The following is a 23,537-nucleotide window of genomic DNA, read 5'->3' as shown; positions in this document are numbered from 1 at the left end:
CAACACGCCCTTATAGGGCTTACGATACCACTAATTTTTATTAGTGGTTATGATAATTTCTAAAAAATCATCGTGATTTATGGAGTTAGTAGCTACAATAGGTTGAGTATTTTCAAATGACCATGTATAAGGACTTAAAGTTTCAATTGTACCACCGGCTTCTTTAATGATTAAACTACCAGCGGCATAATCCCAAGGTGATAATAAACGCTCATAAAAGGCATCGATTCTTCCACAAGCTAAATAACACAAATCTAAAGCCGCGGAACCTGTTCGACGAATATCACGTGTATTGATAAATACATTTTTCATAACTTTAAATGTTTCATCGGCATATTCTTTGTAGTAGGGACTGGTTCCAATGGTGCAAATTGAACTTGCACAATCATTGTTTGAAACATGAATTCGATTTGAATTTAAATAAGCGCCTTTATTTTTTTGAGCATAAAATACTTCATCTAAATAAGGATTATAGACAACAGCTAAATATTCTTCTTTTTTATACAATAAGGCAATTGAAATACAACTAAACTTAAAATCATAAGCATAATTAGTAGTACCATCTATTGGGTCAACGACCCATACATAGCCATCATTCATTTGTCTTACATCATTTTCTTCAGCATAGATACTTGCTTCAGGTAATAATTTTTGTAGCTTGTCCAATACCATATTTTGAATTTTAAGATCCATAGAAGTTACAATATTGGCAACATCGGTTTTTTCTTGAATCTCAAAATCACGTTGATTCCTAAATAAAGTACCTGCTTCTTTGGCAATTTTAATTACTTGTTCAATCATTTCATTAATTCATCTGCCAATGCTTTAATTTGTGCTTTTGATGCATCATTCATCGCACCACGAATGGATACGTTATTTTCTGTGAAAGTAATATTTTTACAGTTTTCTAATTTTTTAAGCATAACTTTATTGGCCATAGGAGCCCAAGACCCATTTTCCATGAATCCAATTGTTTTATTTTGGAAGTTACGTTCTACTAAGTTTTCAATAAAAGTATTCATATGAGGGAAAATAGTGGCATTGTATGTAATAGAAGCCAATACGATTTTTCCATAACGGAAGGCATCTTCAATGCATTCATGCATATCTTCTCTAGCTAAGTCGGCTAATACTACTTTTTGACATCCTTTTTCTTCTAATACTTTTTTCAATTCTAAACATGCGTTTTTCGTGTTTCCATATACAGAAGAATACGCAATTAAAATGCCTTCACTTTCAGTTTGGTAAGAAGACCAAGTATTATATAAATCTAAGTAATAACCTAAATTTTCATCTAATACTGGACCATGTAAAGGACAAATAATTTGGATATCTAAATTGCTTGCCTTTTTTAATACATTTTGCGTTTGAACACCATATTTTCCGACGATACCAAAATAGTAACGTCTCGCCTCACAAGCCCATCCTTCAGGGTCTTCAATATCGTTGGCACCAAATTTACCAAATCCATCAGCTGAGAACAATACTTTATCACATGCATCGTAGCTCATTAATACTTCTGGCCAGTGAACCATAGGCGCTCCAATAAAAGATAGAGTGTGTTTACCTAATTCTAATGTAGAACCTTCTTTGACAATAAGACGACGATCTTGATAATCAGATCCATAGAATTGTTTCATCATTGTAAAAGCTTGCATACTTGAAACAATCGTCATATCAGGGTATTCATTGGCTAATAAAGTAATATTGGCACTGTGATCGGGTTCCATGTGATGTACAACAAGATAATCTGGGGTTTTACCGTTTAATACGGTTTTAATGTTGTTAAGCCAAACTTGTCCAAAATGAGCATCAACAGAATCCATAATGGCAATTTTGTCATCTAAAATAACATAGGAATTATAGGCCATTCCTCTTTCTAGTTGAAATTGGCCTTCAAATAAATCTATTTCATGGTCATTTACACCTACATATTTAATATCATTTGTTACTTTCATAGTTACACCTGCTTTCTACAAGTCATTGTACTATACTTTTTGCTCAATTTACAACGAATTCTTTTTCGTATAAAATATTGTGGGGTGAAAATATGGAAACACAAATTAAAGCGATTGCTCAATCGTTAAATATTAAAGAAGAACAAGTACAAAATGTATTGAATTTATTACAAGAAGGAGCTACGGTTCCTTTTATTGCTCGTTATCGAAAAGAAATGACAGGAGCTCTTGATGAGGAACAAATTCAAACAATTGATGAAGAATATAAATATCAAGTGAATCTTCAAAAACGAAAAGAAGATGTATGTCGTTTAATTGAAACAAAGGGTAAATTAACAGAAGAATTAAAAAAAGAAATTGAACAATGTACTAAAATTAGTCAAGTCGATGATATTTATCGTCCATATCAAGAAAAGAAAAAAACAAGAGCTACGGAAGCAATTCGTAAAGGACTACAACCACTTGCGAATTTAATTTATAGTTGTCCTAAATACTTTGATGGTAAAGAAGCACAATCATTTTTAAATGAGGAAGTAAAAACAATCGAAGAAGCTTTACAAGGGGCTTGTGATATTATTGCCGAAATGGTGTCGGATAATGCGAAATTAAGATGGCGTGTGAAAGAATCAATTGAAAAATATGGAAGAATCGTCACAAAAGCGAAAAAAGATCATAACGATGAAAAGAAAGTCTATCAATTGTATTATGATTTTTCTAAACCAGTAAAATATTTGGCAAATCATCAAATTATGGCCATTAATCGTGCGGAAAAAGAAAAAGTAATTACCGTTTCTTTTGAGTTTAATGAAGAAAATGCGATACGTTATGCCCTTCGAGGAATTACTAGAGATCGTAATACTCAAGCATTGGAATACATTGAAAAAGCAGTGAACGATGGATGTAAGCGTTTATTGTTCCCAAGTGTGGAAAGAGAAATTCGTAGTGAATTATCAGCCAAAGCACAAACACAATCGATTGAAGTATTTTCAATGAATCTTGAAAAACTATTGATGCAACCACCTCTAAAGGGAAGAACGATTTTAGGATTTGATCCAGGGTATGCACATGGTTGTAAATTGGCAACACTTGATGCCACTGGTAAACTATTACAAGTAGATAAAATTTATCCTCATGCGCCTCAAAATAAGAAACAAGAAGCACAGCGTATTTTAGTGAATTTAATTAAGAAATTTACAATTGAAATCATTGCGATTGGAAATGGTACCGCTTCAAGAGAAAGCGAAGAATTCGTAGCGAAAGTGATTCAAGATAATCATTTAACTTGTGAATACATTATTGTATCGGAAGCCGGAGCAAGTGTATATAGTGCTCAAGAAGAAGCTCGTCAAGAATTTCCGGACCTTCAAGTTGAAGAACGAAGTGCGGTTTCCATTGCTCGTCGTGTATTGGATCCATTAAGTGAATTAATTAAAATTGATCCACAAAGCATTGGGGTAGGACAATATCAACATGATCTTCCTCAAAAACAATTAAAAGAACGCTTGGATTTCGTAGTAACTAAATCAGTAAACCGTGTAGGTGTTAATATTAATACAGCTTCACCGGCTTTATTGTGTCATGTAGCGGGGTTAAGCAAAAATGTAGCCAATGAAATCATTAAATATCGTAATGAAAATGGAGAATTCACAAATCGTGATCAAATTAAAAAAGTAAACAAATTAGGACCGAAAGCCTTTGTGCAATGTGCTGGTTTCTTACGAATTGAAAACGGTCAAAATCCACTAGATGCCACAGGAATCCATCCTGAAAGTTATGGCATTGCCAATGAGTTAATTAAAAAGTATCACGTTACTAAATTTGGACAAAAATTTGATATTGATATTGAACAAGCTGCTCAAGAACTAAATAGTGATGTGTATACAATTCAAGATATTGTACAAGCTTTACAAGAACCACAAAGAGATTATCGTGATCAATATGATGCACCTAAATTAAGAAGTGATATTCTTCATTTAGAAGACTTAAAAATTGGACAAGAACTAGAAGGAACGGTTCGTAATGTTGTGGATTTTGGAGCGTTTGTCGATATTGGATTACACAGTGATGGTTTAATTCATATTTCCAAATGTGCCAATCATAAGATTTCACATCCAAGTGAAGTATTGGCAGTAGGAGATATTGTACATGTATGGGTATCTAATATTGATTATACTCGTGAAAAGGTACAATTAAGCATAATTCCAACTTGTTAACGTTTACACGCCTGGAAAATTTGACAAATAAAAATTGTTTGTGTTAAACTCTCAAATCAGAAATGGGAGTGAGAACATGATCGAATATCAAATGAGTTTGATAGAAGCTTTCTTTTATCATTGGAGTTGTTCATATCCAATGGCAACTGAAAAAGAAAAGTATCATATCGTATTTCAACAAAATGATAAAACAGGAACAATTGTCTTTTTAGGAGATAAAATTGTTGATTTGGAAATTGTACAAGATGATAAAATTGTTTTTTCGCTTCATTTTATGATTGATGACTTAGCCATTGTTTGTGATCATTTTAAATCTTTTTTCGAATTTTTAAATGAAACGCAAACAAATTCCAATGAAGAAATAGTGATACATAATCCAAATATTAAAAAGATTTTGTTTGTATGTTCTTCCGGTGTTTCATCTAGTTATTTTGCACAGAAAATCGAAAAAGAATTGAAGTTAAAGAAATTAGATGTTCAAGTTGATTCTACTTATTTACATCATTTATCGAATTGTATTGAACAATATGATATTGTCTTCTTTGCACCACAAATTGTTTCTCATATACATGAATATGAAAACTATGGAGTGAAAGTAATTGGTATTCATTCTTATGATTTTGGTTCATGGAATTTTAATAAAATTATAAATATGGCATTTGCCTAAAAAATAAAGGTCAACCCAATCATTGTAAGGTTGACCTTTTTTAAGAACTCATAGTTTTTTATAATGTGATGATGTTTTTGATGTCTTTTAAGATAGTTCTTTGATCTTGAGTAAGGCTATCGGTGACAAAGGTATCAACTTCTTTAAAGGAACAAGAAATATAAGGTGAATCCACTTCCATTTTGGATGAATCACATACTACAATTAATTCATTGGTTTGATTAATAACATGACGTATCATATCAATCATATTAAGAGAACACGTTGTAAAACCATTGATGTCTTTAAAACCAAGAGAACCAATAAAAGCTTTATCAAAATGAAAACGATCCAACATGATATTAGAAAAATAACCAGAGGTTGCTTTATTGACTTTACTTAGTTCTCCTCCTGTTAAAATCGTATGAATGTTTAAATCACAACAATGGGATGCCACTAAAATAGAATGCGTGACAACGGTAATATCTTTTTTTGTTTGTAGATAGTCGACTCCCGATAATAAAGTAGAACCAGCATCTAAGAAAATCACATCACCATCTTTAATACATTCAAATGCTTTAATACAAATTTGACGTTTGGCTTGTTTATTTTGATGAATACGAAACGACACTGGTTTTTCATCGCTTGCCTGATTAAGTCGCACCCATCCATGTTCTTTAATTACTAAAGATTGACTTTCCATTTCGTTTAAGTCTGAGCGAATGGTTTCAGTTGTGACATGTAGTTGATTAGCCAATTCTTTAATTTGAATGCGACCGGATTCTAATAAAATATCATAAATTTGAATTTGACGAGTATTTTTCTTCATGGCTATGCCTCAAATAAATTATCGATAATATAGTTCGCGAATCCATCTTGATCACAAGAATCTTTTGTGATTTCGTCGGCAATGTCTTTGGTATCTTGGCTACCATTTTTTAAACAAATACCCCATCCAGCTTTTTCTAACATAGAATTATCATTGGTTGTATCCCCGAAAGCTAAAATTTGAGCGTGTGTGATATTTGTTTCATTACACAATTGATCAATCCCAAATCCTTTCGAGATATGAGGATCCATAAATTCAAATAAAGTTGATTGCGTTTTAAAACCAATGTATTTATCACTCGTATGACAAGTCATATAGTCTTCTACTTTTTTCAATTCATCTTCACTCATTCTGAACATGATTTTGGCATTGTCTTCACTCCATAATTCATCTATGTTTTTACACTCTACTAATTCACGATTACTTGTTTGCCCGGATTTAATCATCATTGGATCAATGTGTTTACACAATATTTTTTTGTGCCAGTAAAGAAATGGATTACACTCAAATTGAAACATAAGCTCACATACTTCTTTTAATGTTTCTTTTGATAATTTATAGTATTCATGTAATTGATGATTGACAAATAATTCGGCTCCATTTAAGCCAATAATGATATCAAAATCAAAGTCTAAATCCCATGACTTGGCATATTCACATAATTCTTCATATGGACGACCAGAAGCTAAACCCAATAAATATCCTTTATTGTGTAATTGGGTAAATACTTCTTTGGTTTTAGGACTTAAAATACGAGACCAATTATAAAGTGTCCCATCAATGTCACATAAGATACATTTACAATTTTTTAAATTTTTTGTTTTCATATTATTCCTCTATTTCTATAATATATGTTACCACTTATTATCAATTGAATTAAAAAATGAATTAAAAAAATTAAAAAACCAAAATTTAAATTTGGATAACCAAATATGAGTTTTGACACTGCGTATCAAAACAAGGGGTTCTAAGAGTGGGCAGGGGTGTTGTAGTCATCAAATGTTTTTGTATCTAGCAACTCTGTGGATTTATCTATTATTTTTAAATTAAATTCTGTACACATGTTTCATCACCTCGCTTACAGGTAAAGCACACAAACCTATTTAATATTAATGATGTCTATATCCCATTTTGTTAAATGTATCTTAACAGTAAAAAATGTATAATGAAAAAGAGGTAAATAACATGAAAAAAAGACAAAGAAAAAAAAACATAAAAAAAAACAGAGATATTTATGTTCCATTAATTCCAATTGAAGTAAAAAAAGAGGAAGCATTAAAAAAAATGAAGAAAAAAAATGATGGTTTAAAACATCATTAGCCACAAGATTTAGTACTCCATGTTAGCTCTACTGTGTCTATATGTCCAGAACAATATACTGTAACAGGCATAGGATTTGTAGTATATAATTTTTTCAATACAATTCCTCCTGAATAGGAACTGAATCCACCATTTATAACAAATTCATACCACCAACATTGTCCTCCAGACATATAGCTATAACGATACTGAGAGCCGTCAGGAAGTGTTATGTTTCTTTCACTTTGATTATCTGATACAACTGTTAAAGGAACCATTCCTTCAATACTTCCATCGTCATGAATTATTTGGGTTGCGTTATCATAATCTGGAATTAAATAGCCATCAAAAGAAGTTTCTTCTGCCAATATTGGAGTACTTAAAGTTGATACTAATCAAAACATAGTAATTCAATAACTAATAAATTTGTGTATTGTTTTTTTTATAAAAATCTTTTTTCTTCTTTCACATTAATATCAATTCTACTTTTGAATATTAGTATTACTAAATGTTTGTTTCTTTTATTGTGTCAAAATCATATAAAAACCATAGACTATTAAAATACAAATAAAAATGTTATCTTGATTAAGATAATAGGAGTTAAAGAAACAACTCTTTTTTTTGAAATATTTAAACAATAGATATTTAACATTTGTTCATGTGTTCACGATATTCAGTGATTTCTTTTCGAATGACATCCATTCGATCCATTGCGTAATTGTATCTTGTTTCATCATATTCCATACGATTTAGGTTCATATTTCCAACTTCTTTTGCAAGCTTTAACCACTCATTAATCAATTCGATTGGTTTTTGGCATACGCCGACAAACTGAGCCCACAGGCTCCTGCAGGTATCAAACTATTTTCTGAATCCGTCTTCATCAACGAGTTGATTTCTTCAATCGCTGGATTTAGAACGTATTTTTCGAAATCTGCCCAATGAAAACGAGCTTTTTCGGTTCCGTAGTCTCTCCAATATTCGCCACTTTTAAGCTAAAGACCTTTTGTATATCTTTTTTAGCAATCTTCTTTTCTTGGTCTTGGTACTTATAATAATGAAAAAAGATTTGGTTATTCAAAAATTAAGTCAACAAGACAATATTTAACCTTCTTTTTAGACTTGATTTTGATATAATAAATAAGATAGGATGGTGAACTATGTTTTTAAAACGAATTGAATTACTAGGATTTAAAAGCTTTGCGGATAAAACCGTCATCCAATTTGATCATGACATTACTGGAATTGTAGGACCCAATGGTTGTGGGAAAAGTAATGTGAATGATGCCATCCGATGGGTTTTAGGAGAACAAAGTACGAAATCACTTCGTTCAGGAACGAGTATGTCTGATATTATTTTCTCAGGAAGTGAGTATCGTAAACCAGTGAACTTGGCAAAAGTTACGTTGGTTTTTGATAATTCACAACATATATTTGATTCCCCTTTTGAGGAATTAGAAATTACTCGACAAATTTCTCGTGCCAATAACGAAGCTAGTTATTTTATAAATAAAAGTCCGTGTCGATTAAAAGATATTAATGATTTAGTAATGGATACTGGATTAGGTAGAGATTCTTTAAGTATTATTACCCAAGGAAATATTTCCTCCTTTGCGGATGCGAAACCAGAAGAACGTCGTTTATTATTTGAAGAAGCAGCTGGAGTAGCTAAATATAAGAAGCGTAAAAAAGTATCTTTACAAAAATTGGAAAAAACACAAGATAACTTGGATCGTCTTCAAGATATTATTGATGAATTATCGCGTCAAATTAAGCCTTTGGAAAAACAAGCAGAAAAGGCAAAGAAATATCTTGGTTTAAAAGAAGAGTTATCAACTGTTGAAATAAGTGTTTTGGTCAGTGATATTGAAATGTATCAAAACAAAATTACGGAAATTGAAAATCAACTTCGTCAAGATAAAATGGAATACACTTCTAAGGAAGCTGCCATTACTTTAAACGAAGATAAATTGACAACACTTCGTAAGGAAATGCATTCTTTAGATGCGTTAGTGAATTCTTTACAACAAGAATATACAAAAACAATGCAAGAGAGCTATCAATTAGAAAAACGTAAAGTTGAAATTGATGAAAAGCGTAAATATTTATTAAAGAATGTAGATCAGAAACAAAGACAAAAAGAAATTCAAGCGATGTTGAATGAAGCTAAGTTTGAATATGAAGATCGTAAGAATCGTTTATCTTCTTTACGAACGGATTTAAATCTTCATAAAAAGAATTTAGAAGCCATTAAGAACAATGAAAATCGTGCTTCTTATGAACTAAGACAATCCGAAAATACGTATCAACAATTATTGAATCGTAAACAAATCATTGAAAACAACATGAAACAGCCTTTCCAACATCAACAAGGAGTAAAGGCCATTGTACAAGCTCGTCGTTCTTTATCGGGCATTGAAGGAGTGGTTTCGGAATTATTTATTCCTCATGATGATAAAGTGATGGCTGTTAATGCGGCATTAGGAGGAAGCATCTACAACATTGTCACAAAAGATGAAGCCAGTGCTCGCTATGCGATTCGTTTCTTAAAGAAAAATAAATCGGGAAGAGCAACTTTTCTTCCTATGAGTGTATGTCGTCCAAGACAAATGAATTCACAAATTCAATTTATCGCATCCAATGCTCAAGGATATATAGGATGGGCAAATGAATGTGTGGATTGTAAAGAAAAATACAATTTAGTGCGAGATCGATTATTAGGAAATATTCTTGTGATTGATAATTTGGAAAATGCCAATGAATGTGCGAAACAATTAAAATATCAAGTCAAAATTGTAACACTTGATGGAGATATTGTGCATGCTGGTGGTTCAATGACCGGAGGATTTACGCGTTCACAAAGTAGTCCGGTGACTTTAAATAGTGAATTGAAACAAGTTGAAGCACAAATCAATGGACACAAAATCTCAAGAGATCATTTAATTGCGGAGGTACAAGAATACCAGCGTAAATTGGATCAAGAAAGTGATGTTTGTGTTCAGCTTCAAATTGAAATTGCGAAACTAGAAAATGTATATCAAGCTAAAAAAGATAAATATGAAACACTTTTAGAAGAGTACAAACAATTAGGAATTGCCTTAGATGAAACAAGTAATGTCGATGAAGATGAATTGGTTGTCCAAATGGCTAAGATGCATGCCAAGTTAGATGATTTGACATCACAAATTCAAACGCATCGAGCACGTCGATTAACTATTGGAAATCAAGTTGAACAATTGGAAAATGAAATTCGTTTGACACGTCGTGAAATGAATTCACTTCAAAGTGAAATTCATTCTCTTGAATTAAAACAAATGCAGTTTACTACCAAACAAGACAATGCTTTAAATCGATTAAATAGCGATTATCATATGACATATGAATATGCGTGTGAAAATCGACAAGAAGTGGATTTGGAACAAGCTAAAGATCGTGTTTTATGGCTTCGTCAAGAAATTAGTAAATTAGGTAATGTGAATTTAGAGGCTCCTCAAGAATTTGAAGAAATTAAAGAGCGATTTGATTTCTTAACGAAACAAAAAGAGGATTTGGAATTGGCTTCTAAACAGATTTTAAAGGCAATCGATGAAATGAATGAAACAATGATTGTACAATTCACAGAAATGTTTGATAAAATCAATTTAGAGTTAAATGAATCCTTTAGAGCTATGTTTGGCGGTGGAAAAGCGAAATTAGTGATGGTGGACCCGGATGATGTATTAAATACAGGAATTGATATTATTGTACAACCACCTGGAAAAACAATTAAGAATCTTCAATCATTCTCTGGGGGAGAAAAAGCATTGATTGCGATTAGTGTGTTATTTGCGATATTAAAAGCGAGAACAATGCCTCTTTGTATCTTCGATGAAGTTGAAGCGGCACTGGATCAAGCCAATGTTGAACGTTTTGCACGTTATTTATCACATTTTAGAAATCAATCGCAGTTCATTGTTGTAACGCATCGTCCTGGAACAATGGAACAATGTGATACTTTATATGGAGTAACTATGCAACAAGATGGAGTAAGTAAGTTATTAAAGGTTCAATTAAAGGATGCTCTGTCTTTGGCACAAGAGGAGGAAAAACAATAAATGGCTTTTTTTCAAAAGATTAAAGATGCCTTTGTCAAAAGCAATGATAAAGACAAATATTTAAGTGGATTGGATCGTTCTAAAAAAAGTTTTGGGGATCGTATTCGTGTTTTATCCAATAATTTTCATGGCATCGATGATGAGTTACTAGAAGAAATCATGGTGATTTTACTTGAAAGTGATGTAGGAATTCATACAGCTCAAAAAATTGTGGATACATTTGAACAACGTGGAAAAGAAATTAAAAACTATGATTCAATGGAAGATTATTTAATTTCGATCTTATATGATTTTTATGATGATAGTAGTGATAGTGAAATTAACTACAATGACAATGGTCCGACTGTTATTTTTATGGTAGGTGTCAATGGTTCTGGTAAAACGACAACAAGTGCTAAGTTAATCAAAAACTATAAAGAACAAGGTAAAAAAGTGGCTGTTGTTGCTGCCGATACATTTAGAGCCGGAGCCGTGGATCAAATTGAAGTGTGGGCCAATCGCTTAGATGTTCCTTGTATTAAAGGAAAACCAAATCAAGATCCAAGTTCCGTTATTATGGATGGATGTCAATATGCACTAGCCAATGATATTGATATTTTAATTTGTGATACAGCTGGTCGTCTTCAAAATAAAACCAATTTAATGAAAGAATTAACGAAGATGACTCGCGTAGCTCAAAAAGTAATTCCTGATGCACCGCATGAAACATGGCTTGTCATGGATGCGACAACAGGACAAAATGGAATTAGTCAAGCACAGTTGTTCTTAGAAGCAACTAATGTAACGGGTATTGTCTTAACGAAAATGGATGGAACAGCTAAAGGTGGAGTTGTCTTAGCTATCCGTGATTTACTTCACTTACCAGTTCGTTTCTTAGGACTTGGTGAAAAACCAGAGGATTTAAAACCATTTGATATCAATGCGTATTTAATGGGAATCACTAAGGGATTGGAAGAGTAATGTTAGATCGTTTTGTATTAAATGAATTGTTTGATGTGTATGGTGAATTATTGACACCTCGTCAACAAGAAATACTTCAATTATATGTTCAAGAAGATCTATCGTATGCCGAAATCAGCGAAGAATTGTCAATTTCGCGTTCAGCAGTACTAGATGCAGTACATAAATCAATTTCACAGTTAGAAAAATATGAATCTGTGATACAATATTTAAGCAAGAAAAAGCAACTACAAGATTTGGTTGCTTCTGATAAAGAATTGTCAAAGAGAGTTAATGAAATATTCTAAGGAGGAAATTATGGCAATTGTAATGAGCGTTAATGCAGGAAGTTCTTCATTTAAATTTCAAGTATTTGAAATGCCTGAAGAAAAAGTTTTAGCACAAGGAAATGTAGAAAGAATTGGACTAGAAAATTCTATCTTCGGAATGAAATTTAATGGACAAAAGATTAAAGAAGTAATGGATATTCCAGATCATGGAGTAGCTGTTAAGAAAATCATGAGTGCATTAGTTGACAACAAAATTGTTGAACATTTAGATGATATTCAAGCTGTAGGTCATCGTATGGTTCATGGTGGAGAATACTTTGATCATTCAGTAAAAGAAAGCCAAGAAGCAATCGATAAATTTATTGAATTGACAGACTTAGCTCCTTTACATAACCCAGCTGGTTTATTAGGTTATCGTTCTTTTAAAGAAGCTTTACCACATGCTTCTCACACATTTGTATTCGATACAGCATTCCATCAATCAATGCCAAAAGAAAATTATTTATATCCTATTCCATATGAATACTATGAAAACGATAAAATTCGTCGTTATGGAATGCACGGAACAAGTCACTTATATTTAACACAACGTTATGCAGAATTGACTGGTAAAAAGATTGAAGATGTTAACATTGTAACTTGTCACTTAGGAAATGGTGGAAGTATCACAGCTGTTAAGAATGGTAAATCATTCAAAACTTCAATGGGATTCACTCCATTAGCAGGAATTATGATGGGTACTCGTTGTGGAGATATTGACCCAGCTATCATCGTTTATCTACAAAAGAAATATGGATATACTTATGAAGACATCGATAACATTTTAAATAAAAAATCGGGTTTCTTAGGTGTTTCTGGAATTTCAAGTGATTCACGTGACATCGAAGATGCAGCAGCTGAAGGAAACGAAAGAGCTATCTTAGCTGAAAAAATGTTCAATAACCGTGTAATCGAAACTGTTTCTGGTTACATTGGATTAATGGGTGGTGCCGATGCCATTGTCTTTGCCGGAGGAATCGGTGAAAACTCTTGGTTACACCGTAAAGAAATCTGTGATGGTTTATCTGTATTCGGTGTAGAAGTATTAGATGAATTAAATAAAGATGTACGTGGTGTTGAAAAGAAATTAAGTTCTGAAGCAAGTAAAATGGAAGTATGGCTAATTCCTACTGATGAAGAATTAGTTATGGCTCGTGATGCTTACAAGGATTTAATGGAAAATGCATAAAACCATTCTTGAAGAAATACAAAAAGCTGATATTATTACCATTTTCCGTCATCAATTAGCAGACTCTGATGCGATGGGCTCACAACTTGGACTTGCGACATGGATTCGCGAAACGTATCCTGAAAAACAAGTGTATTGTTGTGGGATGATGTCACCGGTTTCAAGTAAATTTGTGGATCATTTAGATGAAGTAAGCGATGAAACCATCGCTTCTTCATTAGCTATATTATTGGATACAAGTAATTTAGCACGTGTATCGGATTCTCGTTTTTCATTGGCAAAACACTCAATTCGTATTGATCATCATGTCAAGATTGAAGAAATATGTGATATTGAATGGATAGATGAAAAGGCAAGTGCAACGTGTGAAATGGTGCCTTTATTGTTTAAAGAAAACGATATTAAGATTTCTGCACGTGCGGCCCAATATTTTTATTGTGGGTTAATTGCCGATAACATTCGTTTTTCCATTGCCAGTGTAAGAAAAGAAACATTTGAAGTAGCTGCTTATTTGATTGAATGCGGAGTGGATGTATTAAAAGCCAATGAACTTAATTTTTCTATTTCATTATCGGATTATCAATACGAAACCAAAGTTCGAAATCAATCGCAAGTAATGAATAAATGTATGTATGCCATTATGGAAAGAGAAGACTATCAGTCTTGTGGACAAACATATGAAAATGCCAAAGATAAAGTCTATTGTCTAAGCGGTATTCAAGAAATTGAAATTTGGGCTTTGTTTACGAAGATGAAAGACAGTGAATTATACGCATGTTCTCTTCGTTCAAAAACGAAAAATGTACGTGATATTGCCTCGTCTTTTGGTGGAGGTGGTCATGTTTGTGCATGTGGAATAAAAAACATCACCATTGAACAAGTTCATGAAATTATCGATTGTATATCAAAAAGAAGTATTGAAAATTAAATAAAGTAAAGTATTAAGCGTAAGCTTGGATCCACGTGGTTAGGGAAAATCTCCCTGGCCACTTTTTTTAAGGAGGAAAAATGAAGAAAATTTTAATGAATATTGTAGGAAGTAGTTTGTTGGCATTTGGTGTTTGTGCCTTTATTGTTCCTTTTGATATCATTGCCGGAGGAGCAACAGGATTATCTATTATTACGCATAAATTAGTTGGTATTCCAATGTCAGCTACGGTATTATTTATAAATCTTGTATGTCTACCAATTGGATATATCTTTGGATCAAAAGAACTTGTATATGGTTCTCTATTATCTAGTTTTGTGTATCCTATTGCCTTGGCTTTCTTTGAAAACATTCCTTTTATTACTCAAATTGTCGACAACATCTTTTTAGCTGTATTATGTGGAGGAATTGTATGTGGAATGGGAATTGGTTTGGTTATGAAATCAGGTGGGTCTACCGGAGGTGTAGATATTCCATGTTTACTCGCATCAAAATATTTAAAAGTGCCTGTCAATACCGTTATTAATGTTGTGGATACATGTATCATGATTGGACAAGTTCCATTCTCAAATGTCACATATGTCATCTATGGATTAATCTATACATATTTTATGACCAATTCGATTTCCCGTGTACTAACTATGGGAGTGGATAAATACCAAGTCGATGTGATTAGTGAATTCTATGAACAAATTGCCCAGGCTTTATTAAAAGAGGACTATGGAATTACTTTATCGTATGTACAATCTGGATATCGTAAAAAAGAAATTAAGAAAATCGAGTGTGTTGTGGATGTGAAACGACTTCGTAATGTACAAGCTATTATTGAAGAAATTGATAACACAGCCTTTGTGACGGTTAATAAAGTCGTGGATGTAAAAGGTAGAGGATATACACTAGAAAAGGAATGGCTATGACATCCATTTTATTAAGTGATTTTAATTTTGATCAAAATTGGGCATATCCAACCTTAAAAAAATATCTCAAAAAAGAAGACAAAGTATGTATCTGTGCTTTAACTTTTTTCGATGATACCAAATCAATTGAAGATTGGAATAAACAATTTAAAAAAGGACAAGGATATTTTTATCGTTTATATAACGATGTATTTCATAAATACGGGATATCAAACATTGAATGGATTCAATACTATGAAGATAGCTATGAACAAATGAAACAAAAAATTGAAAATAGTACGGTTTTATATATTCCAGGTGGAGCTCCTGACTTATTTATGAAACGAATAAAAGAATGTCGTTTAAAAAAAGTTATCAAAAATTATAAAGGAACGATTATTGGTGTGAGTGCTGGGGCAATGGTACAACTGAATCAATATCACATTACTCCTGATGATGAATATCCTGAATTCAAATATTTAAATGGACTTGGTTTTGTTTCTGATTTTGATATTGAAGTTCACTATAATGCCAGTAACCATCAAAAGAAATATATTCAAAAAGTTAAAGACGAAAAACAATTACCAATCTATGGAATATATGAAACAGGTGGTATTGTTTGTGCAGAAAAAATGGAATTATTTGGAAAGGTGGTTGAGCTATGAAAAAAATATTAGTTGTTTTAATGTGCTTTTTATTGAGTGGTTGTTCTTTGTTTCAATCCAAAATAAATGACATTAAAGGAAACTTGATTGGGAATGGATATACGATTTATACATACGATAACTATGGAAATGAAGTTCTTCAAACATCGGGCTCAAAAATCAGTATTACCGGAAATCCAATCGAACAAACGAGTTATGATGAAGATGGTAGTGTGGAAACAAGTTATGAATTATCAAGTGTAATCACAATTACCATTGATGGAAAAGAAATGGAATCTTGTGGGGATACTTGTATATTTGAACAAAAGGGATTAACTCCAGATGTAGATTTCATATCTGAAAGCATTGATAGTTCTTCAAATTCTATTATGGATGCTTCTTCTGTTTCAAGATTTATCAACAAGTATAAAAATATGTTTGGGAAATCAAGAGTGGTAGTTATCAAATCGCAATTAGGACAACCTATTGTAGCGTATTCAGGTGATAAAGTGTATTGGGAAATACCAGAAGATCTTCCGAAAATGACGAAATTAATGATTGATGGAAAAGCGTTATATATTCATCGAGCTAATTTTCAAATTATTGATAAAGATTTATTAAATTAAAAGACCACGATTTTTGTCGTGGTCTTGATTTGTTATTCAATTGGAATATATCTTGTCTCATCAACACGTTTAGGTGCTTCTTTAGGAAGAACAATCTTCAATTCACCATTATCGAATGAAGCTTTGACATCTTCTTGACGAACATTTTCACCTACATAGAATGAACGAGCATATGATCCGCTGAAACGTTCTTTACGAACAATACGTCCATTTTCATCTTTGTTTTCAGTGCTATTAGAAGTCTTGGCACCAACTTTCAAATATCCGTTCTTTAATTCCATTTGGATATTTTCTTTTTTGACACCTGGCATTTCGATAGACAATTCATAGTTATTGTCTTTTTCTACGATATCAGTTTTCATAAAATCACTGTTCGAAGAACCTGTAAAGAAATCATCAAATAAATCAAATGTTGGATAGTACATCATAATAATCGCCTCCAGTTTTTATGCAAACAAAATAATGAAACTATCACTTTGTTTATTGTTGTATATTCACAAAGGATTAAGTATTTCCTTTGACATTGTTATTATAACACTATAGTTAGCACTGTCAATAGTTAAGTGCTAAAAAATGTGATAAAGTAGTTGATAAATTTACAAGTATTTATTCTTCAAAGGATCCAGTATATAAGCGATAATATACACCTTTTTGAGCCATTAAATCATCGTGATTTCCTCTTTCAATGATTTTTCCATTATCTAATACCATAATCGCATTGGCATTCTGAATCGTACTTAAACGATGGGCAATCACAAATACCGTTCTTCCGGCCATTAATTTATCCATACCTTCTTGAACGATTTTTTCAGTATGTGTATCAATAGAACTTGTAGCTTCATCTAAAATTAGAACTGGTGGATTGGCCACAGCTGCACGAGCAATTGACAACAATTGTTTTTGTCCTTGTGATAAAGTTTCTTGTCCAGCAACGATTTGGGTATTATAGCCATGTTCTAAGTGTTTAATGAAATCGTGTGCATTGGCAAGTTTACTAGCCGCAATGCATTGTTCATCTGTGGCTTCTAAGTTACCATAGCGAATATTGTCCATGATGGTTCCAGTAAATAAGTTCACATCTTGAAGAACAATTCCTAGAGAATGACGTAAATCATCTTTCTTTATTAACTTCACATCAATTCCATCATAAGTAATAGAACCTTCTTGAATATCATAAAAACGATTAATTAAGTTAGTGATTGTTGTTTTACCGGCACCTGTTGCTCCAACAAAGGCAATTTTTTGTCCCGGTTTGGCAAATAAGGAAATATCGTGTAAAACTGTTTTCTTATCGTTGTATCCAAACGTGACATGATTAAATCGTACATCTCCTTTTAAAGGAACAAGTTGAATGGAACCATCATTGTGTACATGACGCCAAGCCCAATGACCAGTTTGTTCATGACATTCAACCAATGATTCATTTTCTTTTTTAACGTTGACTAAGGTTACCGTTCCATTATCGGTTTCAGGAGTTTCATCAATTAGATCATAAATACGTTTGGCTCCGGCACTTGCCATAATAATGGAATTTAATTGTTGTGATACTTGGTTAATGGGTCCATTAAATGAACGATTCAACTGTACAAAGGAAACAATAATACCTACTGTAATACCAGCTTTTCCGTTGATTGCTAAAATAGAACCAACAATGGCAACGACGACATAAGATAAATAACCAATGTTTCCTAAAATAGGCATTAAAATATTGGCATAGGTATTGGCATTTCGACTGGCTTCACATAGTTGATTATTAACTTTTTTGAAATCTGAGATGGATTGTTTTTCGTGATTAAAGACTTTGATGACTTTTGTTCCTTCAATCATTTCTTCGATAAATCCATTGACTTGTCCTAGTTCTCTTTGTTGAGCGTTAAAATACTTTCCAGATAAGCCGGTTACTTTTTTAGAAATAAAGATACAAAGTAAAGAAAACGCAATTGTTATAATAGCTAAAATGGGACTCATCACAAACATGGAAATTGCTACGGCAATAATGGTTACGAATGATGAAAATAAATTGGGAATGCTTTGGGAGATAAATTGTCTTAGTGCATCCACATCATTTGTATAAACGGACATAATATCGCCATGGGCATGGGTATCAAAATATTGAATAGGAAGTGATTCCATATGGATGAATAATTTTTTTCGTATATTGTTTAGTGTACCCAAAGCTACATTCAACATTAAACGATTCCATAAATAAGAAGATAGAACACCAATTAAATAGATACACGCTAATTTGGATAAAGCGGAAAATAGTGGCATATAATCTGGTGTTTCTTGACTTAACATAGGAACAATATACACATCAACTAAACTTTTAATAAAAGTATTTCCTATGACTCCGGTAATAGATGAAATTAATATTAAAATAATTACTATAAAGGCTAACAATTTATAATTTGAAATCACTTCTTTTAAAACACGAAATAAACTTGAAAAATTAGGTTTCTTTTTATTGTTCATCAAAGTCGCCTCCTTTTTGTTGCGCTAAATACGTATCACGATAAGCTTCACAAGTATTTAACAATTGTTCATGACATCCTTTCGCAATGATTTTACCATCATCAATCACAATGATTTGATCAGCATCTTGAATGGACGAAACACGTTGCGAAATAATAATACGAGTTGTATCCGGTATCTTTTCCATAAAAGCATTACGAATCAAAGCATCGGTTTTGGTATCAACAGCACTTGTCGAGTCATCTAAAATTAAGATTTTAGGTTTCTTTAATAAAGCTCTGGCAATACATAATCGTTGTCTTTGACCACCGGAAACATTGCTTCCACCTTGTTCAATGTGGGTGTTATATTGATGTGGCATTTTATCAATGAATTCACTTGCTTGTGCTAAGTTACACATTTCTTGAATTTCTTCTTCCGTAGCATTTTCATTAGCCCATCGCATATTTTCATTGATGGAACCCGTAAATAAAACATTCTTTTGAAGAACCATGGCCACATTATCACGTAACACTTTTAAATCATAGTTACGGACATCAATACCACCAACTTTTACACTTCCTTTTATCGTGTCATATAAACGAGGAATTAATTGAACAAAACTTGTTTTACCCGATCCTGTTGCTCCTAATATTCCTAGCGTTGTACCAGAATCGACATGAAGATTGATGTCCTCTAATACATATCCTTCATCAACTTGACCGTAATTGAAATAAACATGATCAAAGTCAATACTTCCATCTTTTACTTCTTTTAATCCATTATCTGGAGAAGTAAGTGTGCTTTTAAAATTAATCACTTCACAGACACGTTCACAACTTGAAATAGACATTGTAATCATGACGATGTTCATAGATAACATCATTAATGACATTAAAATATTGTTTACATATGTGAACATCGATAATAGTTCACCTGTTGTCATTGAATTTGAAACAACAAGATGAGCTCCAAACCATGAGATGGCTAATATACAACAATACACGGTAAACTGCATTGATGGATTATTAAAAATCAATATTTTTTCAGCTGCTTTTTGTAGATTATAAACATCATCACTGGCTTGAGTGAATTTTTCTTTTTCGTGTTCTTCTCGAACAAAAGATTTCACAACACGAATACCAGAAATATTTTCTTGTACCGAAGAGTTTAAATTATCAATCTTTTTAAACATTTTTTTAAATTTAGGATGAACTCTTGTAGATACTAAAAACAACACAATTCCCAAAAAAACAATCGCAAACACAAAGATAATAGATAATTTGGCATTAATACGAAAAGCCATAAAAAGGGCAAAACACAACATTAATGGAGAACGTACCATGGTACGAATAATATTCATATACGCATTTTGAATATTCATAACATCGGTTGTCATACGAGTGATTAAACTACCAGTTGAGAAGTAGTCAATATCACTAAAGGAAAAATTTTGGATGTTTTCGTATTCTGCTTCACGTAGATTTTTCGCAAATCCACTGGCGGCAACCGCTGCATATTTTCCACTTAATGCACCGGCAATTAAAGAAATAAGAGCACAGAAAATCATGTATAATCCAATTTTAAAGATGATATTCATATCACCATTGGATATTCCTAAATCTACTAAATCGGCCATTAAATAAGGAATATAAACTTCCATAATAACTTCAATGGATACATAAATCATGGATTTGAGGGATGCGGATTTGTATTCTTTTATATAATTCATTAAAGTCTTAATCATTCAATTTCCTCCTTTGTGAGATTATTTAAAGCTTTATTGATGTATTTAAGAAAATCATCGGCTTCTTGTTTAGTGAAACCCTTTAATAGAATATTCTCATTTTCTTCAATTTGATTTTCTACCATGGATAAGACATCTCTAGCTTTGTCTTGAAGAATAATTTGTTTAGCTCGTTTATCATTTGGATTTGAAATCCGTTTAATGTAGCCTTTTTGTTCTAAACGATTTAATAAACCAGTAACAGTGGGATTCGAAATTTGAAATGCCTTTTCTAAATCTTTTTGAACAACGTATTCATGTTCATGTAACGACAGATAATGTAGAATATCGCTTTGCGATTTAGTTAGATCAATTTCTTTTAACTTTTCGTCTACTTTATTTTTTAGATTTCGACTAATCATATTGATATATAAACCATATTGATCACTCATATATTTTCTCCTTTCATAGCACGCTATATAATAGCATGCTATATAAATATATGCAATTGCGAAATCACATTATTTTGATACAATAAAGCTATGAAAAAAAATGAAGAATATATTGTGACGTGTATTGATGAAACACGCTTAGGATCAGGAATTGTAAAAATAGATGATCAAGTCGTATTTGTGAATGATATGATCAAAGATGAAGTAGGGAAGATTAAAATACTAAAAGTAAAGAAAAACTACGCTTATGGAAAATTAATAGAAAGAATGACAACAAGTCCATATCGCATTGAACCACTTTGTCCTTATAAAACATGTGGTGGATGTCAATATCAATTTGTGGATTATTCTTATCAACTACAAATGAAGACAAAACAAATGAGCGAATTATTTCATCGTCAAGTTGATGAATCGATTGAGGTACTAGATACCTTAGGATCTCAAGAACCTTATTATTATCGAAACAAAGCACAATTTCCTGTTCAAGTAAAAGACAACAAAATATTAATGGGATTTTATCGTCAACATTCCAATGACATTGTTCCTTGTAAAGAGTGTAAAATTCAATCTCATATGATTAATGAAATATATCAGTGGCTACAAAAACATTTATCATTTGCCCAAGCTAAACAACTACGTCATGTGTTTATACGGAATTCAAAAACAGAAGCACAAGTTGTCTTTATTGGGAAAAGTGAACAAAAATTTGATGGTTTAGTAAAAGATTTAGTTGAAGCATTTCCTAATATTACTAGTGTTGTATTCAACTATAACACGCGTAATGATAATGTCATTTTAGGGGATGAATATAAAGTATTGTATGGAAGAGATTATATTTATGAGTCGTGTATGTCTCATTCCATTCAACTTCATTTTAAATCTTTTTTTCAAGTAAATCCCAAACAAATGGAAACATTATATCAATGTGCTATTGACATGGCTAATTTAAATGGAAACCAAAAATGCATTGACTTATATTCTGGAACAGGAACGATAGCTCTAGCTATTTCTGATTATGTTAAAGAAGTAACAGGAGTCGAAATTGTACAAGAAGCCGTTGATAATGCCAATGTGAATAAAGAAATCAATCATATAACCAATTGTCAGTTTGTATGCCAAGATGCCAGTGTCTTTGCCCATGAACATCGTAATGAAAACATTGATGTTTTATTTGTGGATCCACCTCGTAAGGGAATGACTAAACAAGGAATCGAAGACATTGTGACTTTGAAACCACAAAAAATCATTTATGTGTCTTGTAGTCCAGATAGTCTGTGTCGTGATTTGAATATCTTTAAAGAACAAGGATATCGATGTAAAAAGATTCAACCTGTTGATATGTTCTGTCAAACAACGGGACTTGAAAATGTGGCGTTATTAGAATATGAATAATGTAAGTTATGATTATTATCGGATTTTTTACTATGTAGCGAAATATAAAAGCATTTCGCAGGCGGCTAAAATATTACATAGTAATCAGCCCAATATCACAAAGTTTATGAATAAACTCGAACAACAACTAGGTTGTAAATTGATGAACCGTTCAAATAAAGGAATTTCCTTAACGCCAGAAGGAGAACAATTATTTGAACATGTTACCATTGCGTATAATCAACTTCAGGAAGCTGAACAACAATTAAGTAGTGCCCGTCAACTTCAAACAGGAACGATTCGTATTAGTACCACAGAAATTGGAATGCATGGGATCTTGTTGTCTTGTTTACTAGATTTTCGAAAGAAATATCCTAACATTCATTTTATGATTAGTAATGAGTCTTGTACGCAGGCAATTGAATCGCTTAAAAAAGGAATGGCAGACTTTGCCTTGGTCACAACGCCTTTATCAGCGCCTTTTAATTTTAAAACAAGAACATTAAAATCTTTTGAAGAAATATTGGTTGCCTCTTGTGATTTTGATTGTCATCAAAACATGGAAATGAAAGATATATTGTCTTATCCTATTATTAGCTTAGGAAGACATGCTAAGACATATGAATTATATGAACAGATTTTTTCATCCGATGGATTGGAATGGAAACCGGATATTGAAGTAGCTACAGCTGATCAGATATTGCCGATGATTAAGATGAATCTAGGAATTGGTTTTGTACCGGATTTTATAGTACAAGAGGATTTGGAAAAAGGATTGGTAAAACAAGTTTCCAATTTAAAGTTTAAACGCGATATTGTGTTATTAGAGGATACAACGATACAATTAAATATCGCAAGTAAAACATTTAAAGAACATATGATAAAGAAAACAGGGTAACCAAAGTTAACCGGGGTTTTTCCAAAGTTAAGTGGGGTCAACACCGGGG

At 32.2% G+C, this 23,537-nt stretch carries 22 protein-coding genes and 1 pseudogene; 13 read left to right on the top strand and 10 right to left on the bottom strand.

All coding sequences use genetic code 11. The annotated features are described in order from the left end of the window. Positions 1-30 precede the first annotated feature (30 nt). On the bottom strand, positions 31-801 hold the full coding sequence (locus ACI313_RS08610) for an inositol monophosphatase family protein (protein ID WP_320607842.1): 771 nt from the start codon (positions 799-801) through the stop codon (positions 31-33). Next, complete coding sequence (locus ACI313_RS08605; protein ID WP_320607841.1) at positions 798-1,958, bottom strand: FprA family A-type flavoprotein; 1,161 nt, start codon at positions 1,956-1,958, stop codon at positions 798-800. Before ACI313_RS08605 ends, ACI313_RS08610 begins: the two co-directional genes overlap by 4 nt. Before the next feature lie 92 nt (positions 1,959-2,050). Between ACI313_RS08605 and ACI313_RS08600 the strand changes: the two genes are divergently transcribed. After that, a complete protein-coding gene (locus ACI313_RS08600) occupies positions 2,051-4,171 on the top strand; it encodes a Tex family protein (protein ID WP_320607840.1) in 2,121 nt (706 codons plus the stop codon). Positions 4,172-4,247: 76 nt separating this feature from the next. Then, entirely contained in the window at positions 4,248-4,838 is a 591-nt protein-coding gene (locus tag ACI313_RS08595) for a hypothetical protein (RefSeq protein WP_320607839.1), read from the top strand. A gap of 58 nt (positions 4,839-4,896) precedes the next feature. Here the strand turns inward: ACI313_RS08595 and ACI313_RS08590 are convergent, their stop codons facing one another. Then, complete coding sequence (locus tag ACI313_RS08590; RefSeq protein ID WP_320607838.1) at positions 4,897-5,646, bottom strand: DeoR/GlpR family DNA-binding transcription regulator; 750 nt, start codon at positions 5,644-5,646, stop codon at positions 4,897-4,899. A gap of 2 nt (positions 5,647-5,648) precedes the next feature. Further along, complete coding sequence (locus ACI313_RS08585) at positions 5,649-6,473, bottom strand: HAD family hydrolase (RefSeq protein ID WP_320607837.1); 825 nt, start codon at positions 6,471-6,473, stop codon at positions 5,649-5,651. A gap of 358 nt (positions 6,474-6,831) precedes the next feature. Between ACI313_RS08585 and ACI313_RS08580 the strand changes: the two genes are divergently transcribed. After that, positions 6,832-6,966 (top strand): hypothetical protein, encoded by a 135-nt coding sequence (locus tag ACI313_RS08580; protein WP_320607836.1) that lies wholly within the window; start codon positions 6,832-6,834, stop codon positions 6,964-6,966. Here the strand turns inward: ACI313_RS08580 and ACI313_RS08575 are convergent. After that, the gene (locus ACI313_RS08575; RefSeq protein ID WP_439755779.1) at positions 6,963-7,313 is read right to left on the bottom strand and encodes a hypothetical protein; all 351 of its coding nucleotides are present in this window, start codon (positions 7,311-7,313) and stop codon (positions 6,963-6,965) included. The two genes, ACI313_RS08580 and ACI313_RS08575, sit on opposite strands and share 4 nt — an antisense overlap. Before the next feature lie 429 nt (positions 7,314-7,742). Beyond that, positions 7,743-7,889: pseudogene (locus ACI313_RS08570) on the bottom strand (hypothetical protein); the annotation flags it as partial. 216 nt (positions 7,890-8,105) lie between these two features. Here ACI313_RS08570 and ACI313_RS08565 point away from each other — a divergent pair. The 8 genes from ACI313_RS08565 to ACI313_RS08530 all read left to right on the top strand — a co-directional run bounded on the left by ACI313_RS08565 (position 8,106) and on the right by ACI313_RS08530 (position 16,590). After that, positions 8,106-11,039 (top strand): chromosome segregation protein SMC, encoded by a 2,934-nt coding sequence (locus tag ACI313_RS08565; protein ID WP_439755778.1) that lies wholly within the window; start codon positions 8,106-8,108, stop codon positions 11,037-11,039. Beyond that, positions 11,040-11,999, top strand: coding sequence for a signal recognition particle-docking protein FtsY (gene ftsY, locus ACI313_RS08560; RefSeq protein WP_320607833.1), 960 nt, complete (start codon positions 11,040-11,042; stop codon positions 11,997-11,999). After that, positions 11,999-12,286, top strand: a complete 288-nt coding sequence (gene ylxM, locus ACI313_RS08555; RefSeq protein WP_320607832.1) for a YlxM family DNA-binding protein — start codon at positions 11,999-12,001, stop codon at positions 12,284-12,286. Before ftsY ends, ylxM begins: the two co-directional genes overlap by 1 nt. 10 nt (positions 12,287-12,296) lie before the next feature. Continuing rightward, positions 12,297-13,496, top strand: coding sequence for an acetate/propionate family kinase (locus ACI313_RS08550; protein ID WP_439755777.1), 1,200 nt, complete (start codon positions 12,297-12,299; stop codon positions 13,494-13,496). After that, complete coding sequence (locus ACI313_RS08545) at positions 13,489-14,424, top strand: DHH family phosphoesterase (RefSeq protein WP_320607830.1); 936 nt, start codon at positions 13,489-13,491, stop codon at positions 14,422-14,424. Before ACI313_RS08550 ends, ACI313_RS08545 begins: the two co-directional genes overlap by 8 nt. A gap of 80 nt (positions 14,425-14,504) precedes the next feature. Then, positions 14,505-15,341 carry a YitT family protein gene (locus ACI313_RS08540; protein WP_320607829.1) on the top strand — a complete coding sequence of 279 codons (837 nt, stop codon included), beginning with the start codon at positions 14,505-14,507 and terminating at the stop codon, positions 15,339-15,341. Then, positions 15,332-15,985 carry a Type 1 glutamine amidotransferase-like domain-containing protein gene (locus ACI313_RS08535; RefSeq protein WP_320607828.1) on the top strand — a complete coding sequence of 218 codons (654 nt, stop codon included), beginning with the start codon at positions 15,332-15,334 and terminating at the stop codon, positions 15,983-15,985. Before ACI313_RS08540 ends, ACI313_RS08535 begins: the two co-directional genes overlap by 10 nt. Continuing rightward, positions 15,982-16,590 (top strand): DUF5052 family protein, encoded by a 609-nt coding sequence (locus ACI313_RS08530; RefSeq protein WP_320607827.1) that lies wholly within the window; start codon positions 15,982-15,984, stop codon positions 16,588-16,590. The genes ACI313_RS08535 and ACI313_RS08530 overlap by 4 nt, the downstream gene beginning before the upstream one ends. 32 nt (positions 16,591-16,622) lie before the next feature. Here ACI313_RS08530 and ACI313_RS08525 read toward each other — a convergent pair whose 3' ends face one another. The 4 genes from ACI313_RS08525 to ACI313_RS08510 all read right to left on the bottom strand — a co-directional run bounded on the left by ACI313_RS08525 (position 16,623) and on the right by ACI313_RS08510 (position 21,219). Further along, entirely contained in the window at positions 16,623-17,018 is a 396-nt protein-coding gene (locus tag ACI313_RS08525) for an Hsp20/alpha crystallin family protein (RefSeq protein WP_439755776.1), read from the bottom strand. Positions 17,019-17,196: 178 nt separating this feature from the next. Continuing rightward, a complete protein-coding gene (locus tag ACI313_RS08520) occupies positions 17,197-19,062 on the bottom strand; it encodes an ABC transporter ATP-binding protein (RefSeq protein WP_320607486.1) in 1,866 nt (621 codons plus the stop codon). Further along, complete coding sequence (locus ACI313_RS08515) at positions 19,052-20,788, bottom strand: ABC transporter ATP-binding protein (RefSeq protein ID WP_439755775.1); 1,737 nt, start codon at positions 20,786-20,788, stop codon at positions 19,052-19,054. Before ACI313_RS08515 ends, ACI313_RS08520 begins: the two co-directional genes overlap by 11 nt. Next, positions 20,785-21,219 carry a MarR family winged helix-turn-helix transcriptional regulator gene (locus tag ACI313_RS08510; protein WP_320607484.1) on the bottom strand — a complete coding sequence of 145 codons (435 nt, stop codon included), beginning with the start codon at positions 21,217-21,219 and terminating at the stop codon, positions 20,785-20,787. The genes ACI313_RS08515 and ACI313_RS08510 overlap by 4 nt, the downstream gene beginning before the upstream one ends. A 90-nt stretch (positions 21,220-21,309) precedes the next feature. Between ACI313_RS08510 and rlmD the strand changes: the two genes are divergently transcribed. After that, positions 21,310-22,611, top strand: coding sequence for a 23S rRNA (uracil(1939)-C(5))-methyltransferase RlmD (rlmD, locus tag ACI313_RS08505; RefSeq protein WP_320607483.1), 1,302 nt, complete (start codon positions 21,310-21,312; stop codon positions 22,609-22,611). Continuing rightward, on the top strand, positions 22,604-23,488 hold the full coding sequence (locus ACI313_RS08500; protein WP_439755774.1) for a LysR family transcriptional regulator: 885 nt from the start codon (positions 22,604-22,606) through the stop codon (positions 23,486-23,488). The genes rlmD and ACI313_RS08500 overlap by 8 nt, the downstream gene beginning before the upstream one ends. Positions 23,489-23,537 lie beyond the last annotated feature (49 nt).

The organism is Floccifex sp., assembly GCF_051873495.1.
Taxonomy (GTDB): domain Bacteria; phylum Bacillota_I; class Bacilli_A; order Erysipelotrichales; family Erysipelotrichaceae; genus Floccifex.
Note: the sequence above shows the minus strand (reverse complement) of the source record. Positions and strands in the feature narration are given on the sequence as shown.

What these genes read in the sequence shown, in the direction of transcription:
- ACI313_RS08540 (WP_320607829.1), top strand. Translation starts at nt 14,505, where the DNA reads ATGAAGAAAATTTTAATGAATATTGTAGGAAGTAGTTTGTTGGCATTT.
- ACI313_RS08585 (WP_320607837.1), bottom strand. Translation starts at nt 6,473, where the DNA reads ATGAAAACAAAAAATTTAAAAAATTGTAAATGTATCTTATGTGACATT.
- ACI313_RS08545 (WP_320607830.1), top strand. Translation starts at nt 13,489, where the DNA reads ATGCATAAAACCATTCTTGAAGAAATACAAAAAGCTGATATTATTACC.
- ACI313_RS08535 (WP_320607828.1), top strand. Translation starts at nt 15,332, where the DNA reads ATGGCTATGACATCCATTTTATTAAGTGATTTTAATTTTGATCAAAAT.
- ACI313_RS08510 (WP_320607484.1), bottom strand. Translation starts at nt 21,219, where the DNA reads ATGAGTGATCAATATGGTTTATATATCAATATGATTAGTCGAAATCTA.
- ftsY (WP_320607833.1), top strand. Translation starts at nt 11,040, where the DNA reads ATGGCTTTTTTTCAAAAGATTAAAGATGCCTTTGTCAAAAGCAATGAT.
- ACI313_RS08565 (WP_439755778.1), top strand. Translation starts at nt 8,106, where the DNA reads ATGTTTTTAAAACGAATTGAATTACTAGGATTTAAAAGCTTTGCGGAT.
- ACI313_RS08580 (WP_320607836.1), top strand. Translation starts at nt 6,832, where the DNA reads ATGAAAAAAAGACAAAGAAAAAAAAACATAAAAAAAAACAGAGATATT.
- ACI313_RS08595 (WP_320607839.1), top strand. Translation starts at nt 4,248, where the DNA reads ATGATCGAATATCAAATGAGTTTGATAGAAGCTTTCTTTTATCATTGG.
- ACI313_RS08520 (WP_320607486.1), bottom strand. Translation starts at nt 19,062, where the DNA reads ATGAACAATAAAAAGAAACCTAATTTTTCAAGTTTATTTCGTGTTTTA.
- ylxM (WP_320607832.1), top strand. Translation starts at nt 11,999, where the DNA reads ATGTTAGATCGTTTTGTATTAAATGAATTGTTTGATGTGTATGGTGAA.
- rlmD (WP_320607483.1), top strand. Translation starts at nt 21,310, where the DNA reads ATGAAAAAAAATGAAGAATATATTGTGACGTGTATTGATGAAACACGC.
- ACI313_RS08530 (WP_320607827.1), top strand. Translation starts at nt 15,982, where the DNA reads ATGAAAAAAATATTAGTTGTTTTAATGTGCTTTTTATTGAGTGGTTGT.
- ACI313_RS08600 (WP_320607840.1), top strand. Translation starts at nt 2,051, where the DNA reads ATGGAAACACAAATTAAAGCGATTGCTCAATCGTTAAATATTAAAGAA.
- ACI313_RS08515 (WP_439755775.1), bottom strand. Translation starts at nt 20,788, where the DNA reads ATGATTAAGACTTTAATGAATTATATAAAAGAATACAAATCCGCATCC.
- ACI313_RS08605 (WP_320607841.1), bottom strand. Translation starts at nt 1,958, where the DNA reads ATGAAAGTAACAAATGATATTAAATATGTAGGTGTAAATGACCATGAA.
- ACI313_RS08590 (WP_320607838.1), bottom strand. Translation starts at nt 5,646, where the DNA reads ATGAAGAAAAATACTCGTCAAATTCAAATTTATGATATTTTATTAGAA.
- ACI313_RS08610 (WP_320607842.1), bottom strand. Translation starts at nt 801, where the DNA reads ATGATTGAACAAGTAATTAAAATTGCCAAAGAAGCAGGTACTTTATTT.
- ACI313_RS08525 (WP_439755776.1), bottom strand. Translation starts at nt 17,018, where the DNA reads ATGATGTACTATCCAACATTTGATTTATTTGATGATTTCTTTACAGGT.
- ACI313_RS08500 (WP_439755774.1), top strand. Translation starts at nt 22,604, where the DNA reads ATGAATAATGTAAGTTATGATTATTATCGGATTTTTTACTATGTAGCG.
- ACI313_RS08550 (WP_439755777.1), top strand. Translation starts at nt 12,297, where the DNA reads ATGGCAATTGTAATGAGCGTTAATGCAGGAAGTTCTTCATTTAAATTT.